General features: G+C 51.7%; 21 protein-coding genes and 1 pseudogene. 16 read left to right on the forward strand and 6 right to left on the reverse strand.

What is annotated here, in order from left to right; genetic code table 11:
• The first annotated feature begins 11 nt into the window (after positions 1-11).
• A complete protein-coding gene (locus tag OLG56_RS00255) occupies positions 12-1,025 on the forward strand; it encodes an aldose 1-epimerase family protein (protein WP_023214550.1) in 1,014 nt (337 codons plus the stop codon).
• On the opposite strand, the pseudogene OLG56_RS22255 reads toward OLG56_RS00255, so the two are convergent.
• Positions 971-1,156, reverse strand: a pseudogene (locus OLG56_RS22255) (hypothetical protein); the annotation flags it as partial. The gene OLG56_RS00255 and the pseudogene OLG56_RS22255 overlap by 55 nt on opposite strands.
• Before the next feature lie 22 nt (positions 1,157-1,178).
• Here OLG56_RS22255 and uhpA point away from each other — a divergent pair.
• The 13 genes from uhpA to OLG56_RS00320 all read left to right on the forward strand — a co-directional run bounded on the left by uhpA (position 1,179) and on the right by OLG56_RS00320 (position 13,096).
• Complete coding sequence (gene uhpA, locus OLG56_RS00260; RefSeq protein WP_000633672.1) at positions 1,179-1,769, forward strand: response regulator transcription factor UhpA; 591 nt, start codon at positions 1,179-1,181, stop codon at positions 1,767-1,769.
• Positions 1,769-3,271 carry a signal transduction histidine-protein kinase/phosphatase UhpB gene (gene uhpB, locus OLG56_RS00265; protein WP_001091258.1) on the forward strand — a complete coding sequence of 501 codons (1,503 nt, stop codon included), beginning with the start codon at positions 1,769-1,771 and terminating at the stop codon, positions 3,269-3,271. Before uhpA ends, uhpB begins: the two co-directional genes overlap by 1 nt.
• A gap of 9 nt (positions 3,272-3,280) precedes the next feature.
• Positions 3,281-4,609: an MFS transporter gene (locus tag OLG56_RS00270; protein ID WP_000948174.1), complete on the forward strand. Its 1,329-nt coding sequence runs from the start codon at positions 3,281-3,283 to the stop codon at positions 4,607-4,609.
• Between the two features lie 142 nt (positions 4,610-4,751).
• On the forward strand, positions 4,752-6,143 hold the full coding sequence (uhpT, locus tag OLG56_RS00275; RefSeq protein ID WP_000879181.1) for a hexose-6-phosphate:phosphate antiporter UhpT: 1,392 nt from the start codon (positions 4,752-4,754) through the stop codon (positions 6,141-6,143).
• 192 nt (positions 6,144-6,335) lie between these two features.
• Positions 6,336-6,788, forward strand: coding sequence for a DUF1198 domain-containing protein (locus OLG56_RS00280; RefSeq protein ID WP_001519640.1), 453 nt, complete (start codon positions 6,336-6,338; stop codon positions 6,786-6,788).
• A 352-nt stretch (positions 6,789-7,140) separates the two neighbouring features.
• Entirely contained in the window at positions 7,141-7,884 is a 744-nt protein-coding gene (locus tag OLG56_RS00285) for a GntR family transcriptional regulator (RefSeq protein WP_000854956.1), read from the forward strand.
• Between the two features lie 17 nt (positions 7,885-7,901).
• On the forward strand, positions 7,902-8,375 hold the full coding sequence (locus tag OLG56_RS00290) for a PTS sugar transporter subunit IIA (RefSeq protein WP_001152234.1): 474 nt from the start codon (positions 7,902-7,904) through the stop codon (positions 8,373-8,375).
• Positions 8,372-8,659 carry a PTS sugar transporter subunit IIB gene (locus OLG56_RS00295; protein ID WP_000041396.1) on the forward strand — a complete coding sequence of 96 codons (288 nt, stop codon included), beginning with the start codon at positions 8,372-8,374 and terminating at the stop codon, positions 8,657-8,659. Before OLG56_RS00290 ends, OLG56_RS00295 begins: the two co-directional genes overlap by 4 nt.
• A gap of 76 nt (positions 8,660-8,735) precedes the next feature.
• Entirely contained in the window at positions 8,736-10,094 is a 1,359-nt protein-coding gene (locus tag OLG56_RS00300) for a PTS galactitol transporter subunit IIC (protein ID WP_000997827.1), read from the forward strand.
• Positions 10,087-11,571 (forward strand): FGGY-family carbohydrate kinase, encoded by a 1,485-nt coding sequence (locus tag OLG56_RS00305; RefSeq protein ID WP_001113551.1) that lies wholly within the window; start codon positions 10,087-10,089, stop codon positions 11,569-11,571. The genes OLG56_RS00300 and OLG56_RS00305 overlap by 8 nt, the downstream gene beginning before the upstream one ends.
• Before the next feature lie 62 nt (positions 11,572-11,633).
• Positions 11,634-12,494, forward strand: coding sequence for a class II aldolase (locus OLG56_RS00310; RefSeq protein ID WP_001131798.1), 861 nt, complete (start codon positions 11,634-11,636; stop codon positions 12,492-12,494).
• 9 nt (positions 12,495-12,503) lie between these two features.
• Positions 12,504-12,773 (forward strand): HPr family phosphocarrier protein, encoded by a 270-nt coding sequence (locus tag OLG56_RS00315; protein ID WP_000621026.1) that lies wholly within the window; start codon positions 12,504-12,506, stop codon positions 12,771-12,773.
• A gap of 161 nt (positions 12,774-12,934) precedes the next feature.
• Positions 12,935-13,096 carry a hypothetical protein gene (locus OLG56_RS00320; protein WP_000343619.1) on the forward strand — a complete coding sequence of 54 codons (162 nt, stop codon included), beginning with the start codon at positions 12,935-12,937 and terminating at the stop codon, positions 13,094-13,096.
• Positions 13,097-13,123: 27 nt separating this feature from the next.
• Here OLG56_RS00320 and OLG56_RS00325 read toward each other — a convergent pair whose 3' ends face one another.
• The 3 genes from OLG56_RS00325 to OLG56_RS00335 form a co-directional block, all read right to left on the reverse strand.
• Positions 13,124-13,903: an LEM-3-like GIY-YIG domain-containing protein gene (locus tag OLG56_RS00325; RefSeq protein ID WP_000353909.1), complete on the reverse strand. Its 780-nt coding sequence runs from the start codon at positions 13,901-13,903 to the stop codon at positions 13,124-13,126.
• Positions 13,904-14,087: 184 nt separating this feature from the next.
• Positions 14,088-14,411, reverse strand: a complete 324-nt coding sequence (locus tag OLG56_RS00330; RefSeq protein WP_001274841.1) for a helix-turn-helix domain-containing protein — start codon at positions 14,409-14,411, stop codon at positions 14,088-14,090.
• On the reverse strand, positions 14,395-14,754 hold the full coding sequence (locus tag OLG56_RS00335; RefSeq protein WP_023214552.1) for a type II toxin-antitoxin system RelE/ParE family toxin: 360 nt from the start codon (positions 14,752-14,754) through the stop codon (positions 14,395-14,397). The genes OLG56_RS00330 and OLG56_RS00335 overlap by 17 nt, the downstream gene beginning before the upstream one ends.
• A gap of 215 nt (positions 14,755-14,969) precedes the next feature.
• Here OLG56_RS00335 and nepI point away from each other — a divergent pair, with 215 nt between their 5' ends.
• Entirely contained in the window at positions 14,970-16,163 is a 1,194-nt protein-coding gene (gene nepI / locus OLG56_RS00340; protein WP_061377038.1) for a purine ribonucleoside efflux pump NepI, read from the forward strand.
• Positions 16,164-16,222: 59 nt separating this feature from the next.
• Here nepI and gmuD read toward each other — a convergent pair whose 3' ends face one another.
• Both gmuD and OLG56_RS00350 read right to left on the reverse strand, forming a co-directional pair.
• The gene (gmuD, locus tag OLG56_RS00345) at positions 16,223-17,605 is read right to left on the reverse strand and encodes a 6-phospho-beta-glucosidase GmuD (RefSeq protein ID WP_001270483.1); all 1,383 of its coding nucleotides are present in this window, start codon (positions 17,603-17,605) and stop codon (positions 16,223-16,225) included.
• A 105-nt stretch (positions 17,606-17,710) separates the two neighbouring features.
• A complete protein-coding gene (locus OLG56_RS00350) occupies positions 17,711-18,004 on the reverse strand; it encodes a YicS family protein (RefSeq protein WP_000824213.1) in 294 nt (97 codons plus the stop codon).
• Positions 18,005-18,200: 196 nt separating this feature from the next.
• Here OLG56_RS00350 and dagR point away from each other — a divergent pair, with 196 nt between their 5' ends.
• Positions 18,201-20,999 carry a transcriptional regulator DagR gene (dagR, locus tag OLG56_RS00355; RefSeq protein WP_061377039.1) on the forward strand — a complete coding sequence of 933 codons (2,799 nt, stop codon included), beginning with the start codon at positions 18,201-18,203 and terminating at the stop codon, positions 20,997-20,999.
• Positions 21,000-21,097 lie beyond the last annotated feature (98 nt).

Consider the following 21,097-nt stretch of genomic DNA (forward strand, 5'->3'; position numbering starts at 1 on the left):
GGAGATCAACCATGACAACACGTATTACATTATGGCGGGAGCTTTTTAACGAGCAGCCGCGTATCTTGCTGGAAAATGACGATTTTACGGTTACGGCGTTTCGTTACGCCAGCGGCGTGGAAGGATTGAAAATACAAAACAGCCGCGGTCATCTGGTGATTCTGCCCTGGATGGGGCAGATGATTTGGGACGCGCAGTTTGACGGTCATGATCTGACTATGCGCAACATGTTCCGCCAGCCGAAGCCGGCTGCGGAAGTGGTGGCAACGTATGGTTGCTTTGCTTTCCATTCCGGACTATTGGCGAATGGCTGCCCGTCGCCGGAAGATACACATCCGCTGCACGGCGAGATGCCCTGCGCTGCTATGGACGACGCCTGGCTGGAGTTAGAGGGCGACAGTCTGCGCGTGACCGGGCGCTACGAGTATGTGATGGGGTTCGGTCATCATTATCAGGCGCAACCTGCGGTGGTGATGCGTAAATCAAGCGCGCTGTTTGATATTCTGATGACCGTGACTAACCTGGCTTCAGTCGCCATGCCGCTACAGTACATGTGCCACATGAACTATGCCTATGTGCCGAACGCCACGTTCCGCCAGAATATCCCGGATACCGCGCTGACGCTACGCGAGTCGGTGCCGGCGCATGTCAAACCCACGGCGCAGTGGCTGGCGTTTAATCAACGACTTTTGCAGGGTGAAGCCTCGCTGGCAACGCTCAACGAGCCTGGCTTTTACGACCCGGAAATCGTGTTCTTCGCCGATGAACTGGACAGGTACACGGATACCCCGGAATTCAGTATGATCGCCCCGGATGGCACCACGTTCGTGACACGTTTCGCCAGCGCGGAGCTAAATTACGTGACCCGCTGGATTCTTTATAACGGCGATCAGCAGGTAGCCGCCTTTGCCCTGCCCGCGACCTGTCGGCCTGAAGGTTTTCTCGCGGCGCAGCGAAATGGAACCTTGCTTCAACTGGAACCGCAGCAAACCCGGACGTTCACCGTCACGACAGGCATTGTCTGACCGCTCAAGGCTTGAACAGCCGCGCGCTTATCGTTAAGGTAAGTGCTTTTGCCGGATGGCGGCATTAATGCCTTATCCGGCCTACAACGGCACCTGCCCGTAGGCCTGATAAGCGCAGCGCCATCAGGCATGCCTTAGCGCCAGGATGAACCCATGATTACCGTTGCCCTTATCGACGACCACCTTATCGTCCGCTCCGGCTTTGCACAGCTACTGGGGCTGGAACCCGATTTGCAGGTGGTCGCCGAATTTGGTTCCGGGCGCGAAGCGTTGGCAGGCTTACCGGGGCGCGGCGTACAGGTATGTATCTGCGATATCTCAATGCCGGATATTTCCGGACTGGAGCTGCTAAGCCAACTGCCAAAAGGGATGGCGACGATCATGCTCTCGGTTCACGATAGCCCGGCGCTGGTGGAACAGGCGTTGAACGCCGGCGCGCGCGGTTTTCTCTCTAAACGCTGTAGTCCGGATGAACTGATCGCCGCGGTGCATACGGTGGCGACGGGCGGCTGCTATTTGACCCCCGATATTGCCGTGAAACTGGCGGCGGGTCGGCAAGATCCGCTGACCAAACGCGAGCGTCAGGTGGCGGAAAAACTCGCCCAGGGTATGGCGGTAAAAGAGATTGCCGCCGAGCTGGGGCTGTCGCCAAAAACGGTGCATGTCCATCGCGCGAATCTGCTGGAAAAATTAGGCGTCAGCAATGACGTTGAACTGGCGCATCGCATGTTTGATGGTTGGTAATGAACACCTTTTTTTCCCGTTTAATCACCGTTGTTGCCTGCTTTTTTATTTTCTCCGCCGCGTGGTTCTGCCTGTGGAGCATCAGCCTGCATCTGGTAGAGCGCCCGGAGCTGGCGGCGCTACTCTTTCCCTTCGGCCTGCGCCTGGGACTTATGCTGCAATGCCCGCGTGGATACTGGCCAGTATTGCTGGGCGCGGAGTGGCTACTGGTGTACTGGTTAGCGCAGGAAGTTGCGCTGGCCCATCTGCCGCTTTTGATGATCGGTGGTGTGTTGACGCTACTGCCCGTGGCGCTGACTTCGCGTTACCGCCATCAGCGCGACTGGCGCACGTTATTGCTTCAGGGCGCGGCCCTCACCGCCGCGGCGCTACTGCAATCCCTGCCCTGGCTGGGGCAGGGGGAAGCGGCATGGAACGCGCTACTGCTGACTCTCACGGGGGGGCTGACGCTGGCCCCCATCTGCCTGGTTTTCTGGCACTATCTCACCAGCACTACCTGGCTGCCGCTGGGACCATCGCTGGTATCGCAGCCGGTAAACTGGCGCGGGCGGCATCTGATCTGGTATCTGCTGCTGTTTATCGTCAGTCTGTGGCTGCAACTGGGGTTACCTGCTGAACTTTCGCGCTTTACGCCGTTCTGCCTGGCGTTGCCGATTATCGCGCTCGCCTGGCATTATGGCTGGCAGGGCGCGCTCATTGCCACACTGATGAACGCTATCGCGCTGATCGCCAGCCAGACCTGGCACGATCATCCCGTCGATTTATTACTTTCGCTGTTGGCGCAAAGCCTGACCGGGCTACTGCTTGGCGCGGGCATTCAGCGTCTGCGCGAGCTGAACCAGTCGTTGCAAAAGGAGCTGGCGCGCAACCATCGGCTGGCGGAGCGTCTTCTGGAGACCGAAGAGAGCGTGCGGCGCGATGTTGCGCGTGAGCTTCACGATGACATCGGGCAGACCATCACCGCGATTCGAACCCAGGCGGGCATTGTGCAACGACTGGCGGCGGATAACGGCGGCGTGAAGCAGAGCGGGCAACTTATCGAGCAGCTTTCGCTGGGCGTGTATGACGCCGTGCGTCGCCTGCTGGGGCGCTTGCGCCCGCGCCAGCTAGACGACTTAACGCTGGCGCAGGCCATCCGTTCGCTGCTGCGCGAAATGGAGCTGGAAAGCCGCGGTATTGTCAGTCACCTCGACTGGCGAATTGACGAAACGGCGCTGAGTGAAAGTCAGCGCGTGACGCTGTTTCGCGTCTGTCAGGAAGGGCTGAATAACATCGTAAAACATGCCAATGCCAGCGCGGTGACGCTCCAGGGCTGGCAGCAGGATGAGCGGCTGATGTTGGTGATTGAGGATGACGGCAGCGGCCTGCCGCCGGGCTCTCAGCAGCAGGGCTTCGGCCTGACCGGAATGCGCGAACGCGTGTCGGCGCTCGGCGGGACGCTAACCATCTCTTGTACCCACGGTACGCGGGTGAGCGTCTCGTTGCCCCAGCGTTACGTTTAAGGAAGGATAATGCTTTCGTTTTTAAAAGCCCCGGCCAACGCGCCGCTCATCACCGATAAGCACGAGGTTGACGCCCGCTATCGCTACTGGCGGCGGCACATCCTGATCACCATTTGGTTGGGTTATGCGCTGTTCTATTTCACCCGTAAAAGCTTTAACGCCGCCGCGCCGGAAATCCTTGCCAGCGGCATTCTGACCCGCAGCGATATCGGCCTGCTGGCGACGCTGTTTTACATCACCTACGGGGTGTCGAAATTTGTTTCCGGCATCGTTAGCGATCGCTCTAACGCTCGCTATTTTATGGGCATCGGGCTGATTGCGACCGGCGTAGTGAATATTCTGTTCGGCTTCTCGACCTCGCTGTGGGCCTTTGCTCTGCTATGGGCGTTGAATGCCTTTTTCCAGGGGTTTGGATCGCCGGTTTGCGCCCGTTTGCTGACCGCCTGGTACTCGCGTACCGAACGCGGCGGCTGGTGGGCGTTATGGAACACCGCGCACAATGTCGGCGGGGCGCTGATCCCTCTCGTTATGGCCGCTGTCGCCCTGCATTATGGCTGGCGTGTCGGGATGATGGTGGCCGGATTGCTTGCCATCGGGGTGGGCATGGTCCTCTGCTGGCGGCTGCGCGACCGTCCGCAGGCGATTGGTTTACCGCCGGTAGGCGACTGGCGGCACGATGCGCTGGAGGTCGCCCAACAGCAAGAGGGCGCGGGGCTAAGCCGCAAAGAAATCCTCGCTAAATATGTGCTGTTGAATCCCTATATCTGGCTGCTTTCGCTGTGTTACGTCTTAGTGTACGTGGTGCGTGCGGCGATCAATGACTGGGGCAACCTGTATATGTCCGAGACGCTGGGCGTGGATTTGGTCACGGCCAACACGGCAGTATCGATGTTTGAGCTGGGGGGATTTATCGGCGCGCTGGTGGCGGGCTGGGGCTCGGACAAACTCTTCAACGGCAACCGCGGACCGATGAATTTAATCTTCGCCGCCGGGATTCTGCTCTCTGTGGGTTCGCTGTGGCTGATGCCGTTCGCCAGTTACGTGATGCAGGCGGCCTGTTTCTTCACCACCGGTTTCTTTGTTTTCGGCCCGCAGATGCTCATTGGCATGGCGGCGGCGGAGTGCTCGCATAAAGAGGCGGCGGGCGCGGCCACCGGCTTTGTCGGCCTGTTCGCCTATCTCGGCGCGTCGCTTTCCGGCTGGCCGTTAGCGAAAGTGCTGGAGATCTGGCACTGGACCGGTTTTTTTGCGGTCATCGCCATCGCGGCGGGGATCTCCGCGCTATTGCTGCTGCCATTTCTGAACGCCCAGGCCCCACGCGAGACCAGCGAAGCGTGACGCACCTCACCTTTTTGCGCTGAATGGGGCAAAACTAAGAAATTTTCCCGGTTTTGCCTGGACGCTGTCGCAGGCCACTTTTCCTGTGGATTTTTACAATGCCTGCCATTCGCAGGTATAAAAATTAGCTCAGGAGTAATCCATGCTGGCCTTCTTAAACCAGGTGCGCAAGCCGACCCTGGATCTGCCGCTCGATGTGCGGCGTAAAATGTGGTTCAAGCCGTTCATGCAGTCCTATCTGGTGGTTTTTATCGGCTACCTGACCATGTACCTGATCCGCAAAAACTTTAACATCGCGCAGAACGACATGATCTCTACCTACGGGTTGAGCATGACCGAGCTGGGGATGATTGGCCTGGGCTTCTCGATCACCTACGGCGTGGGGAAAACGCTGGTTTCCTACTACGCTGACGGTAAAAATACCAAGCAGTTTCTACCGTTTATGTTGATCCTCTCCGCTATCTGTATGCTCGGCTTCAGCGCCAGTATGGGCGCGGGGTCAACCAGTCTGTTTCTGATGATCGCTTTCTATGCCCTGAGCGGTTTCTTCCAGAGTACCGGCGGATCGTGCAGCTACTCGACCATCACCAAATGGACTCCGCGTCGTAAACGCGGCACCTTTCTCGGCTTCTGGAATATCTCCCACAACCTCGGCGGCGCGGGCGCGGCAGGCGTGGCGCTGTTCGGCGCCAACTACCTGTTCGACGGTCACGTCATCGGCATGTTTATCTTCCCGTCGATTATCGCGCTGATTGTTGGCTTTATCGGTCTGCGTTTTGGCAGCGACTCCCCGGAGTCTTACGGTTTGGGTAAAGCTGAAGAACTGTTCGGCGAAGAGATCAGCGAAGAGGATAAAGAGACTGAAGAAAACGAAATGACCAAGTGGCAGATCTTTGTTGAATATGTGTTGAAAAACAAAGTGATCTGGCTGCTGTGCTTCTCCAATATCTTCCTGTATGTGGTACGTATTGGTATCGACCAGTGGTCAACCGTCTACGCCTTCCAGGAACTGAAGCTCTCCAAAGAAGTGGCGATTCAGGGCTTTACCCTGTTCGAAGTGGGCGCGCTGGTCGGCACGTTGCTGTGGGGCTGGCTCTCTGACCTGGCGAACGGTCGTCGTGCGCTGGTAGCCTGTGTGGCGCTGGCGTTAATCATCGCCACCCTCGGCGTCTACCAGCACGCCAGCAACCAGTATGTCTATCTGGCCTCGCTGTTCGCGCTCGGTTTCCTGGTGTTTGGGCCGCAGCTGTTAATTGGCGTGGCGGCAGTCGGTTTCGTACCGAAAAAAGCCATCGGCGCTGCGGACGGTATCAAGGGAACCTTCGCTTATCTTATCGGCGATAGCTTTGCCAAGCTGGGTCTGGGCATGATTGCCGACGGTACCCCCGTTTTTGGTCTGACCGGCTGGGCGGGCACCTTCGCCGCGCTGGACGCCGCCGCGATCGGCTGTATCTGCCTGATGGCGATGGTCGCCGTGATGGAAGAGCGCAAAATCCGCCGTGAGAAAAAAATTCAGCAAGTCAATATCGCTTAAATGTGTGCATTTGGTAACGTTTTGCCCGGCTTAACGCCGGGCTTTTTTATGCCTTGCGTTCGTCAGACAGGACATCCGGCGTCTGGCGTAAATGAAGACAGGCGTTAATAAATCACATCCTGACAGGCCAGAACGTCGACAGTTATAAATTTACCGTTATGATGGGCATCCTGTTTGGTGACGGATGTGCGCATGATTTGGTTGATTCTGGCCACGTTTGTGGTGGTGTTTATTGTGGGTTTTCGGGTGCTGACATCGGATACCCGCCGGGCGATTCGCCGCCTGAGCGAACGTCTGAATATTGATGTAGTGCCGATAGAATCGATGATTGATCAGATGGGTAAAACGGCGGGCGGTGAGTTTTTACAGTATCTGCATCGCCCTGATGAATCGCATTTGCAAAATGCCGCTCAGGTGTTACTGATCTGGCAAATGGTGATTGTCGATGGCGGCGATCAGAATTTGCAGCGGTGGCATCGGTTGCTGCAAAAAGCGCGTTTAGCTGCGCCGATCACCGATACGCAGGTACGGCTGGCGCTGGGCTTTTTGCGCGAAATGGAACCCGATATGCAGGAGATCAACGCGTTTCAACTGCGCTATAACGCCTTTTTTCAGCCGGAAGAGGGTGTCCACTGGCTGCATTGATACTCTTCACTATCTCGTTAACAAAAGACGAGATGAATGAGGCTGGCAAGGGCGGCGAGCCACGATTAACGGCCGGATGGCGCGATTCATCGTTAGCCAAATAAAGCGTAGCCGCCATCGTATTTGCTAAGGGTGAACCACAGAAGTAACGCACCGAATAACCGCTAACGACTCCAGAACATCAGAGACTTATAGCTCATCATTTCCGTGATATATATCACGGAAATGTGATCTTGTTTTGAACACTAAAACTGTGACTCCTTGCCATACCTCCTGTCTCAAAATTTCTTATCATAAACTCGAAGTTGTACATGATTGTCTATAGACAACTCTAAATGTTTAGGCGCGCCCCATGAAAACATTGAGTAAAAGTTCACACATCCCACTGTATCAACAGGTTGTGGAGTGGATAAGGGAAAGTATTTATAGCGGAGAATTAGTTGAGGATGACCGGATACCTTCAGAGTTTCAAATCATGGATATGCTGGAGGTGAGTCGCGGTACCGTTAAAAAAGCGGTTGACCAACTTGTCCGGGAAGGTGTTCTTGTGCAAGTGCAGGGTAAAGGAACTTTCGTAAAGAAGGAAAATGTTGCTTACCCACTGGGTGAAGGTTTGCTCTCCTTTGCTGAAGCCTTAGCCAGCCAGAAGATAAACTTCACAACCAGTGTTATAACCTCCCGACTGGAGCCCGCTAACCGCTTTGTAGCAGAAAAACTGAGTATCAAACCGGGACAAGATGTTTTATTTCTTAAACGCCTTCGTTGTATTGGCGATGAAAAAGTCATGTTGATTGAAAATCGTATCAACATTGATCTCTGCCCCGGTATTATTGATGTAGATTTTACCAGGGAGAATTTATTTTCAGCAATAGAAAGATTATCCGATAAGAAAATAAGTTTTTCTGAAAGCCGTTACGCAGCCAAATTAATTGGTAATGAGCGAGGCCATTATCTTGATATTGGTGAAGACGCACCTGTTTTGCATTTGGAACAGTTGGTATTTTTCTCTAGAGGATTGGCCATTGATTTTGGTAACGTCTGGTTAAAAGGTAATAAATATTATCTTGGCACTATTTTACAGCGCCTGGATGCCTAACTAGCAAAGAGGAATCTATGCAGGATATTCATTTTCGCCGTCATTATGTTCGCCACCTTCCTAAAGAGGTGAGTCAGAATGACATAATCAAGGCTCTTGCCAGTCCGTTAATTAACGATGGTATGGTTGTATCTGATTTTGCCGATCACGTCATTACGCGAGAACAGAATTTTCCAACGGGTCTACCGGTTGAGCCTGTAGGTGTTGCTATTCCACATACCGATCACAAGTATGTTCGCCAAAACGCCATTAGCGTTGGAATACTGGCAGAACCCGTCAATTTCGAAGATATGGGCGGGGAACCAGATCCCGTACCTGTCAGGGTGGTGTTTATGCTTGCTTTAGGTGAAAGCAATAAGCAGCTCAACGTACTGGGTTGGATTATGGATGTGATCCAGGATGAGGATTTTATGCAGCAGTTACTGGTCATGAATGATGATGAAATTTATCAGTCAATTTACACACGCATATCTGAAAGAGGTGAAGTATGAGTAAAATGATACTATTTGTTTGCGCAACGGGTGTTGCTACTTCCACGGCTGTGGCAGAAAAAGTAATGGAATATTGTAAAGACAATGGACTTGATGTTAATTATTCACAAACTAATGTAGCCTCATTGCCAAACAATACCGATGGTGCAGCTTTGGTTGTATCAACAACGAAAGTTCCTTATGAACTGGATATTCCGGTTGTTAGTGGCCTGCCAATCATTACCGGAGTAGGTGAAGATAAAGTTCTTGAAAAAATAGTTTCAATCCTTAAAGGCCAAGCCTGATTTCATAAATAAAAAAACAGATAAATTATCCAGGCGCTAACGCGAGGTCTGGTCACATCTGAATAAGAGGTCGGATATGAATGATATAGCACATACTCTCTATACCGTTGTGCAATATGTCCTGGGATTTGGCCCAACGGTTTTATTGCCGCTGGTCCTTTTTTTCCTGGCATTGTTCTTCAAAGTAAAACCCGCCAAAGCACTTCGCTCATCATTAATTGTCGGAATAGGGTTTGTCGGAATTTATGCCATCTTTGACATACTTACCAGCAATGTAGGCCCGGCTGCACAGGCAATGGTTGAGCGAACTGGTATTAGTCTGCCTGTGGTCGATTTAGGCTGGCCACCGTTGGCCGCAATTACCTGGGGCTCACCAATCGCACCCTTTGTCATTCCGCTGACGATGCTGATTAATGTCGCCATGCTGGCTCTGAATAAGACACGTACTGTTGATGTCGACATGTGGAACTACTGGCACTTTGCCCTGGCTGGAACGCTGGTTTACTACAGCACAGGGAGTTTTGTTTTGGGTCTGTCCGCAGCCGCTATTGCCGCGATCGTGGTTCTCAAACTGGCGGACTGGTCAGCGCCATTAGTGGCAAAGTACTTCGGTCTGGAAGGTATTTCACTTCCGACCCTGTCATCTGTCGTCTTCTTTCCGATTGGATTGCTGTTCGACAAAATTATCGACAAAATCCCTGGCGTTAACCGTATTCATATTGATCCGGAAAACGTTCAGAAAAAAATGGGAATCTTCGGTGAGCCTATGATGGTGGGTACTATTCTGGGGGTCTTGTTGGGCATCATTGCCGGGTATGACTTTAAACATATCCTATTGCTGGGGATCAGCATTGGCGGTGTCATGTTCATTCTTCCGCGTATGGTACGAATTTTGATGGAAGGTTTATTACCTCTGTCTGAAGCCATTAAGAAATATTTGAATGCCAAATATCCTGGCCGTGATGATCTCTTTATCGGACTGGATATCGCGGTAGCAGTAGGTAACCCAGCCATTATATCTACAGCACTGATTCTGACACCCATCTCTGTCTTTATTGCATTCCTTCTTCCTGGCAATAAAGTCCTGCCACTCGGAGACCTTGCGAACCTGGCAGTCATGGCTTCCATGATTGTACTGGCATGTCGTGGCAATATTTTCCGGGCTGTGATAACCGCAATTCCTGTTATTGTCGCCGACTTGTGGATTGCGACCAAAATTGCGCCATTTATTACCAGTATGGCTAAGGATGTCAATTTCAAAATGGCTGAGGGGTCAAGTGGTCAGGTATCAAGCTTCCTTGATGGCGGTAACCCCTTCCGTTTCTGGCTGCTTGAAATATTCAACGGAAATATTATTGCTATCGGGCTGATTCCTGTGCTTGCGCTGATTATTTATGGTGTTTTTCGCCTGACAAAAGGAACGGTCTATGCCTGATTACCACGCAGCGCTTGTCATTGACATTGGCACAACTAACTGCAAAGTCAGCTGTTATTCCTGTCATGACGTGTCAGTTCTGGAAGTCCGCAAGTTTCCGACGCCAATAATATCGTCGGACAAAGGCGAGGTAGATTTCGATATCGAAGCGCTGTGGCAGGCACTGCGACTGGTAATGGCTGAACTGGTGGCTTCAGTACCGTTTCCGGTAAAAAATATCAGTATTGCGAGTTTCGGTGAGTCTGGTGTCTTTGTGGATAAGGAGGGCGTCATTCTTACCCCGATGCTGGCCTGGTATGATCGACGTGGTGAATCTTATCTCTCGTCATTAAGCAAGGCAGAGGCTGAAGAACTGTATTCTATAACGGGATTGCCACCTCACAGTAATTACTCAGCATTTAAAATGAGATGGTTGCTTGATAACTACTCCTTGCATGAAAGAAAAGATATCTGCTGGTTACATGCACCAGAAGTGTTGTTGTGGCGAATGACAGGTGCGAAAAAGACGGAAATATCCCTGGCCAGTAGAACGTTGTGTCTGGACATTGCTCGCCGTACCTGGTCTCGTAATGCTGCCGGGATTCTCGGCATACCGTTCGGTGTACTGGCTCCGTTGATAAAGCCAGGTGAAGTGGCCGGATGGGTGACGGCAACGCTTAGAGAGGAATTGGGCTTCTCTCATGAGGTAAAAGTTACCCTGGCCGGGCACGATCATATGGTCGGTGCCCGCGCATTACAGCTGCAACCGGGCGATGTGCTGAATTCTACCGGCACGACAGAGGGTATTTTACTGCTGAATACACAACCAACGCTTGATGTGCAGGCTCGCAGGGATAAGCTGGCAAATGGTTGTTACTCCGATGGTGAATTTTTCACGCTTTTCGCTTCTCTGCCTGTCGGCGGTTATGCGCTTGAATGGGTGAAAAAAACCTTTCGTTTAACTGATAAGGAAATAAGCACAGGCCTGGAAAAAGCCATGGAGCAATACCTCAAACCTTCCTGGTCTGTCGAGCATGTGCCGGTATTTATTCCTCATTTGCGGGGCTCGGGTTCGCCAAATAAAAATCGGCACACCCGTGGCCTGCTTTTTGGTCTGACGGATTCACTTCCTCCGGAGTCTCTGCTTGAGAGTGTCTTTATTGGCCTGGCGATGGAGTTTGCACACTGTCACGGGTGCTTTAATATCCCGGCGGGCAGGACAGTAAAAGTCATTGGCCCTGCGGTGAAAAACCCATACTGGCTCCAGTTGAAGGCTGACATCCTCCAGTGTCCAATTGAGGCCATTGCTTTTGATGAAACCGTCTCCCTTGGAGCATTGTTGATAGCCTGTCCGAATGTTGTCCCCCCGACTGTTCCTGTGGCTGAGCGATATTTTCCTGACGCGGTTCGTTCTGCAAAGTTGAAAATATATCAGCAGCAATGGCTGTCATTTTATCAATTTAAACTGCGGCAGGAAGGGGCGCTTATTGGTGAATAACTGTGATAACTCAATAGTTCGATAATTTACTTACACTGCTCACATAAATATCTGGAGTTAATATGCCTTTAGTCAATGGTAGGATCCTGCTCAATTGTATTCAGGAAAAACATGTCCTTGCGGGTGCATTTAATACAACGAACCTGGAGACAACAATTTCCATTCTTAATGCAATAGAACGTTCCGGATTGCCCAATTTTATTCAAATTGCTCCTACTAATGCACAGCTTTCAGGTTACGATTACATTTATGAAATAGTTAAGCGACATGCCGATAAAATGGATATTCCTGTCAGCCTGCATCTGGATCATGGGAAAACTCTGGAAGATGTTAAGCAGGCTGTCCGGGCCGGATTTACCTCAGTAATGATTGATGGCGCGGCGCTACCGTTCGAAGAAAATATTGCATTTACCCGAGAAGCCGTCGATTTCTGTAAATCATTTGGTGTTCCCGTCGAAGCGGAATTAGGCGCTATTCTGGGTAAGGAAGATGATCATGTCAGCGAGGCTGACTGCAAAACTGAACCTGAGAAGGTTCAGCGCTTTGTTGAGGAGACAGGGTGCGACATGCTGGCAGTGTCAATTGGTAATGTACATGGTCTTGAAGATATCCCACGCATTGATATCCCGCTATTACAACGCATCGCGTCTGTCAGTCCGGTCCCTTTGGTTATTCATGGAGGTTCTGGTATTGACGCGGATATTCTTCGCAGCTTTGTTAATTACAAAGTAGCCAAAGTGAATATTGCGAGTGATTTGCGCAAAGCCTTTATCACTACTGTTGGTAAGGCTTGGGTAAATAATAACAACGAGGCTAATCTGGCGCGTGTCATGGCGAACGCAAAACAGGCAGTTGAGGATGATGTTTATTCTAAAATTAAGATGATGAATAAAAATCACTCAGCATTCCGCAAAGTCTCTTAAGGAAAATATATGATTAGACAAAAAGTACGCGTTATGAACAGTACGGGGCTTCATGCGCGGCCAGCCGCTACGCTTGCGAAAATTGTCAAAAAATACCAGTCTTCATTAACGCTAGTTAATAATGACAAAGAAATTCCCATTAAAGGAATGATGAGTATTTTGGGGGCTGGCGTAAAGGGAAACACAATGATTGATTTAATTTGTGATGGACAGGATGAACTGGCTTTTATGGATGAATTAAAATCTGCATTTGCTGATGGCTTTGGTGAGTCAGTATAGTGCAATTCCCGTCAAACAGCGCAGGAAGTTGTAGAGGCTTCCTGCACTCATTATCGTATGAATCGTCTCCACCCGGAAAACAATCCCGTCTGAGACTGTTATTAAATTTGTTTAATTACCCGTTGTTGAAGTGCTCATTTCAACAACGGGACAGGCAAATTATGGACGAAAAGAAACTCAAAGCCCTTGCGGCGGAACTGACTAAAGGGATGACCCCGCGCGAAATTGTTGCTACGTTCGAAAAAATGGAGTATGCCGATCCAAAACTGGCGGTGAGTCGTTTTATTCTCAAGTTAGGTGACCACCTGAGCGATCACCTTTAAAGTTATACAGAATTACTGACAGACTCTTTAGGAATCGAAACCAGGAGAATATCTCACAGGAGACATCGCACCTTTCTTTCTAAGATCCTCTGGAATCTTTTTACCGAGATAAAGCTGTGCTATCGCAGGTGGCGCTACTTTTCCTCGAAATCCAAAGCGGGAATTTTGAGTAGCTTCAAACTCCTCGTCTTCATCCCATGAGGATATCTCTGGGAAATTCTCACGGGTAGATTTGAGCCACTCATCAGCGACATATACACCCCTTACGATTCCCTTCACTGTAGCCAATATAACTTCAGCCTTACGGGCACGCTCAACGCTGACCCGCCAGCTAAAACGTACGGCATCATAAAGGTCCACATCTTTTGAACTTCTGTTAACAGAGATCATCAGGGCTTTATGTTGGAATACAATTGTTTCAGGTTGGTACGTGGCGATTAACTCTTTGATGTGTGCAGCGCCATATTCATTACTGCCAGCACCGTTCATGATATTAGTTAAACCGGGGTAGGCGTCTATAAGGGCGGCTTCAACCTCGTAAGCGGTCTTTTCATCAGCTATACCGTGTCGGTGAATAACATGAATGACCTCAAGACCAGCTAATCTTATCTCTCGAAGTTGCTTGAGCTTGTTACTAAGTAACTCATCATCATCCACTGCTGCAACCTCACCGCGCATATGAGCAAATACACGATTGCCTTTTCCCTTCCCCACGTAGAAGGTACTTCCGTCCCTGGGATCAATTAATCGATACACATACCAGCCAAGGTGTTCCATTACTCCCGGTGGAAACTCATTAATATCCATGTCATAACGCCTATCAATTGATTCATAAAACCATGATACTGTCGATTAACAACTTATAGTACTCATTAATCTTTCCCGATGATTGATAAAGTGAGCAGCGTCTGTTGTTGGCGCTTAGCGGACATTTTAACTTTGCCCAACCCCAGACATCCGACTTAGCCTTAACAGACCATCGGTAAAACCCTCATACCAGCACCTTTAGCCCGTGTTTTTGGACAACATTAAGTAGTTTCAGTGACATCCCGCTGGGACGCTTGGCGCCGCTTTCCCACTTTTGAACCGTTGATACGCTGGTATTCAGGTACCGAGCGAAAACCGGCTGGCTAACGTTGAGTTCTTCTCGTAACGCTTTTATTTCAAGTGGCTGCAGGTCTTTGATGCTGCTTAAGCAGGCCGTGTCAAAACTGCGCATTGTCTCCTGGGGAATGGCATCCACGCTAAATAATCCAGATGCCGCGCTATGAATCGCTTCAAAGGCAGGGCTTTTGAATTTAGTTTTTGCTGACATGGTGCACCTCTACCAGTTCTTTGTTATTAATGAGTGCCGTTATCTGATCTTCGGTCAGGCAAGCATAGTGTTTTGCTAACTCACGGAAACCCGCGAGTTCGCGATAGCTAATGTTGGCCATATCCTGTTTGGCATACAGGAAGGTGTAAAACCAATGCTCGCCTCCCTTTGCCAACACGATTGCGCGATCGCAATTTTGATTGAGACGTTTTTTATAAACTCCGCCGCCAAGATTATCTGCTTTTCCTTGCAGTACGGCGTTGATGGCTTCGCTTAACTCGTCATCTTTTATCGTGTGGGACTTCGCTTCTCTGTTAAACCACCTGGTTTTGAAGATTCGCATCAGGTTGACATCCTGTAATCTAAAGTATAGCACCAGGTGATACACTATGTCTTACCTTTTGGTTTTGCACGCAGCGAGAGAAGATAATTCTCAACGCTCGACCAGCCTCGCAAAATGCAGCGCAACAATGTCAGTTGCTAAAACGTTAATCAGATCACATTTTGTAATGTTACACTGCGTGGATTTTCCGCACTAAAACGACGCAGGTGACCACAATGAATGAAAATATCGCAGAAAAATTCCGCGCTGATGGGGTTGCCAGGCCTAACTGGTCAGCCGTTTTTGCCGTGGCGTTTTGTGTCGCCTGCCTGATTACCGTTGAGTTTTTGCCCGTTAGTCTGTTGACGCCGATGGCGCAGGATCTGGGGATCTCCGAGGGCGTCGCCGGTCAGTCGGTCACCGTTACGGCGTTTGTCGCGATGTTTTCCAGCCTGTTCATTACCCAGATTATTCAGGCGACCGACAGGCGTTATATCGTTATTCTGTTCGCCGTTTTGCTGACGGCTTCTTGTCTGATGGTCTCCTTTGCCAACAGCTTTACGCTGCTGTTGCTGGGCCGCGCCTGTCTTGGGTTGGCGCTGGGCGGATTCTGGGCGATGTCGGCGTCGCTGACCATGCGACTGGTTCCCGCACGTACCGTGCCGAAAGCGCTGTCGGTGATTTTTGGCGCGGTTTCCATCGCGTTAGTGATCGCCGCGCCGCTGGGCAGTTTTTTGGGCGGTATTATTGGCTGGCGTAATGTCTTTAACGCCGCTGCGGTGATGGGCGTACTGTGCGTCATCTGGGTGGTGAAATCACTGCCGTCGCTGCCGGGCGAACCTTCCCACCAGAAACAGAATATGTTTAGCCTGTTGCAACGCCCTGGCGTGATGGCCGGGATGATCGCCATCTTTATGTCTTTTGCCGGGCAGTTCGCTTTCTTTACCTATATTCGCCCGGTCTATATGAATCTGGCGGGCTTTGACGTTGATGGTCTGACGCTGGTGTTGCTAAGTTTTGGTATTGCCAGCTTCGTTGGTACTTCTTTCTCATCTTACGTTCTGAAACGTTCGGTAAAACTGGCGCTGGCCGGTGCGCCGCTGCTACTGGCGCTGAGCGCGCTGACGCTCATTGTGTGGGGAAGCGACAAAACCGTGGCGGCGGTCATAGCGATTATCTGGGGACTGGCGTTTGCGCTGGTGCCGGTGGGATGGTCAACGTGGATCACTCGTTCCCTTGCCGATCAGGCGGAAAAAGCCGGTTCCATCCAGGTCGCGGTGATTCAACTGGCAAATACCTGTGGCGCGGCGGTGGGCGGTTATGCGCTCGACAATTTCGGGCTGCTTTCGCCGCTGGCGCTTTCCGGCGGACTGATGCTGTTGACGATGTTAGTCGTGGCGGCGAAAGTCCGTATTACGCCAATGAGTTGATATTGCTGCCATTTGTAGGCCGGATACGACGTTAGTCGTTATCCGGCAATAATAAACGCTTAATCAAAACCGTTATGCTCTGCGGTGGCGGCAAACCATTCTCCGCTTTTTTTCACCGTGCGCGTTTGGGTGGCTAAATCCAGTTGTACAAAACCATAGCGATTTTTATAGCCGTTCAGCCATGACCAGTTATCGATAAAGGTCCACATGTGGTAGCCAAGACAGTGACAGCCCTCGCTAATGCCTTTATGCAGCCATTTAAGATGCTCAGAGATAAAGTCAATCCGGTAATCATCGTGAATCTGTCCCGCTTGCACAAAACGCTGCTCGTTCTCAACGCCCATCCCGTTTTCGGAGATAAAACAGCGCGGATTGCCGTAATTATCCCGCAGGTTGGTGATGATGTCGTAAATTCCTGGCGCGTAAATTTCCCAGCCGCGGTAAGGGTTCATCTTGCGCCCCGGCATGTCGTAATAGTCAAATAACCACTCCGGCATAAACGGCGCTTGCGGATTCACCGCCGTATCACGGCATTTCACGCGGCGCGGCTGATAATAGTTAATCCCCAGTAAATCGATTTTGCCGTCGGCAATAAGCTGACGGTCACCTGGCTGACAGGCAGGCAACTGGTCATAGGTTTTCAGCAGCGCCACCAGCTCCGCCGGGTATTCTCCCTTTAATACCGGGTCAAGAAAACTGCGGTTGAATAACAGATCCGCATGATGCGCGGCTTGCACATCGGCGGGATGCTGCGAGCGTGGGTAGGACGGCGTCAGATTCAGCACTACGCCGATTTCACCGTCGTAGCGTCCGGCGCGCCAGGCGCGCACGGCGGTCGAGTGCGCCAGCACGGTATGGTACGCCACGGTGGCTGCACGTTTAAAATCCACCACATTGGGATAGTGGAAGTCGTACAAATAGCCGCCTTCCACCGGCACAATCGGCTCGTTAAAGGTAAACCAGTGCTTCACGCGGTCGCCAAACAAGGTAAAACACGTTTGCGCGTACCGACCAAACGCCTCTACGACGTCGCGATTTTCCCAGCCGCCTTTCTCCTGCATGACCATCGGCATATCAAAATGGAACAGCGTAATAAACGGCGTGATGCCCTGCGCCAGTAGCTCGTCGATGACGTGATTGTAGAAGCTCACCGCTTGTGGATTCACCTCGCCTACGCCGTCTGGAATGAGCCGCGCCCAGCTTAGCGAGGTGCGAAAACTGTTGTGTTTTAACTGTTTCAGTAGCGCTATGTCTTGCTTCCAGTGGCGATAGAACGTTGAGGTTTCTGCTGGACCGATGCCCTGATGAAAACGACCCGGCTGGCGCTCGAACCACACATCCCACGTGGTCTGGCTTTTACCGCCATTCAGACTATCCCCTTCGGTTTGCAACGCTGAGCAGGCGCTGCCCCACCAGAAGTTATCGGGAAAACGGTATCGCATTGTCATGCTCCTTGATCGCGTAAATTCGCTCCAGAATACGCGGTTTTGGCGAACAGAAACCGGTTACAGTCCGCATTTTCGCGACCAAAAAACGGAAAAGGTGTGCTACATCTCCGGGCATTCCACCTTGCCGAGAGCCTGCCAGTAGTTATGCTGATTGTTGCGCTCTATCGCGATCATCGCCTCCCGAATATGCTGCTGGTTCCCCTCGCTCGCCATGATTTTTTTCTCCCAGGCTTCATCGGTTAGCGCGCCTTTGGGCGTACACATTTTGCGCAAATCCTTTAAAATCGTGGTTTTTTCATGCGCCGACTGGAGTGAGCTAAACGGAGAGTCGGCATACGTGACGCCCGGTAGCGCGACAAGCGCGGCAATAAGCAGAAGCGTTTTTCGTTTCATAAACGGTATCCTTATCGGTTTGCACTTTTTCAAGAGTAAGTGTAGACCGTGCGACGTTCACTCATCGGGGCGTGCTATCCGTTGGCGTTGAAGTCAGGCAAAAGTGGGAAGGCGGTTTCTCGCTGCGCCTTCACTTTCTTGCGTGGCAGAATAGTGTATGTTCTGACTACTCTTTTATTTTGTAAGCGGTAGTGTAATGAGACGTATTGAGATCGTACTGGGAGAGCTGGAACGGCTGACGCGCGGGCTATGTCTTGCCGATTTGGCGCAGGAGACGGCGTTTACGGCGGAGGCGATAGGTTTCAATCTTGGGCTGGCGCGTAACTCCGTCAGCAAAGATCTCAATCAGTTATGGAATGACGGCCTGGCAATCAAAAGCCGTGGCCGCCCGGTCTATTTTTTGCATCGCCAGGCGCTGGAAACGTTGCTGGGACGTCAGCTGGAAGAGTCTGAACGCGAGGTGCGGTCGGTGGCGGATGTGCTGCCGTATGAAGAGCATTACGCGCCTGACGATCCGTTTACCAGCCTGATTGGTTACGATCGCAGCCTGCGCGATGCGGTAGAAAAAGGCCGTGCGGCGGTGCTCTATCCGCACGGTTTACACGTTCTGCTTACCGGACCGTCCGGCGTCGGTAAAACCTTTTTTGCGGAACTGATGCACCGTTTCGCCTGTGAACAGGCGAGCGGCGCTATCCCGCCGCTGGTCTACTTTAACTGCGCGGAATACGCCCATAACCCGGAACTGCTCTCCTCGCATCTGTTTGGTCATCGGCAGGGGGCGTTTACCGGCGCGAATGAACATAAAACAGGCCTCGTGGAGCAGGCGGACGGTGGTTATCTGTTGCTGGACGAGGTGCACCGTCTGTCTTATGAAGGGCAGGAAAAGCTGTTCTCTATTCTGGATAAAGGCGAGTACCGTCCGCTCGGCGTGAGCAGCCAGCCGCGATCAATTTCGGTACGCCTGATTTGCGCCACTACCGAGCCGGTCGGGTCGGCGCTGTTACGTACTTTCCAGCGGCGTATTCAGGTATGCATTGATTTGCCGGGCATTCGCCAGCGCTCCGTTGAAGAACAGATCGAACTGATCGTGGGGTTCTTACAGCGGGAAAGCCGCAAAATAGAACGCACGGTCAGCATTGATAAACCGTTGTTGCTCTGGTTGCTGAATAAACCCCTGGAAGGCAATATCGGTCAGCTAAAAAGCGATATTCAGTTTCTTTGCGCTCAGGCGTGGGCATCGGGGATGACCGAGCATAACGACACGCTACAGCTGGATAAACGGCTGGCGGAGATGTCGGTTAACCCGACGCCGGAACAGCGTCTATTGGTGGATACTCTGTTTGACGGTAAAGCGCGGCTAAATATAGACGCGCGCACGCTGCCCGCATTGAAGACGTCGCTGGCGACCGGAGCGGAAATTGAAGAGAGCGACCTCTTTTACAGCTTCCTGACGCGCGAATATGTTAATTTGCGCAACAGTAACGTCCCCCCGGCGGAGACGCTGGCGATCCTGAAAAATAAACTCAGCTCGATTTTTGAATACGGTCTCTACAGCCGCGACAGCGTGGCGCATCCGCCGCGCTATGGCGACCAGATTGAAGAGCGCGTGACGCTGCTGATTGGCTGCGTAGAGCAGGTGTTGGGCTTTTCGCTGCCGGAAAATCTGGTTAACCCACTGCGTAAACACTTCCTGGCGCTGATAGGCTACGTGCAGCGTGGTCTGATCCCGCAGCTTTACTCTTCCAGTTTGATCCTGGATCGCTGCAAAGACGAATATGACAACGCCGCGCTGCTATGTCGGAAAATCAACGAACTGCTGCATATTCAGTGTCCGGCGACGGAAGTGGTCTGGCTATGCCTGTTCCTGAAAGAGTGCCGCCATTATCGTCAGCGTATCGATGCCAGCCCCGACTGCGGGGTCATTTTGATCGCCCACGGCGCGACCACCGCCACCAGTCAGGCGCAATATGTCAACCGTGTGCTGGAGCGCGAGCTGTTCAGCGCCATCGACATGCCGTTTGAACAGTCGGTGCATGACACGCTGGAAACGCTGACCCAAATGATTCAAACCCGCCAATATCGGCGGCTTATCCTGTTGGTGGACATCGGTTCATTGATCCATTTTGGCAGTACGATCAGTAAGTTATTCCAGATAGATGTTTTGCTCATGCCGAACATCACGCTGACCAGTCTGCTGGAAGTCGGGCTGGATTTAAGCTATGAAACCAGTGATTTACCACAGCTGACGGCGCTCCTGCAGAGTAAAAATATCCCCTGCCAGCTTTGTACGCCGCAGCAGGAGAACGGCGGCAAAGTGCTGGTCATCTCCTGTATTACCGGCATGGGAACGGCGGAAAAAATCAAAAAGGTGCTGGAGGAGAGCTTTGGCGAACTGATGTCGCAAGATACCAGGATGGTGATCCTTGATTATAACGAGGTACGTAGTCTGGAGCGCGTTCAGCAGGCATTGAATGCCAGCGAGCGGCTGGCGGGGATTGTCGGCACTTTCCAGCCGGGGCTGCCGGATATTCCGTTTATTTCGCTGGAAGAGCTTTTCTCCGAACAAGGGCCGGAACTGGTGTTGAGCCTGTTAACGCCCGATCTGTCCAACGCTGAACGCCGTCTGGAGATGGAGCGCAGCGCGATGCGCTTTATCAGCGCGCTAACGATGGAGAGCATCATCAACCATATTTCCGTGCTTAACCCGCAGCGTATTCTGAAAGAGATGGAGGGCGTTTTTAACCATCTGACGTCTTCGCTTTCCTTGAAACCAAGCCGCCAGGTGACACTACGCTTCCTGATCCACTGCTGCTGTATGGTAGAGCGTATTGTGATTAACCGAAAACCGTTACAGATGGCGCTGGAAAGTCAGCCGAATCTGGACGCGCGCGCGTTTAGTGTCATCAAATCCGCTTTTCTGCCGATCGAAGACGCCTACGCCATCCGTTTATCGGATGCGGAATATTTTTATATCTACGAACTGCTCTATAGCTAATCCTTTTACTGGCGGGGCTTCGCGCCTCGCCAGACCTTTCTTCTTCCTCGCGTGACACAAATTCTGGCACAACCTTTGCTCTTCTGATGATGCGTTAT

It is taken from the genome of Salmonella sp. 2018103, from assembly GCF_026247685.1.
Classification (GTDB): Bacteria; Pseudomonadota; Gammaproteobacteria; order Enterobacterales; family Enterobacteriaceae; genus Salmonella; species Salmonella enterica.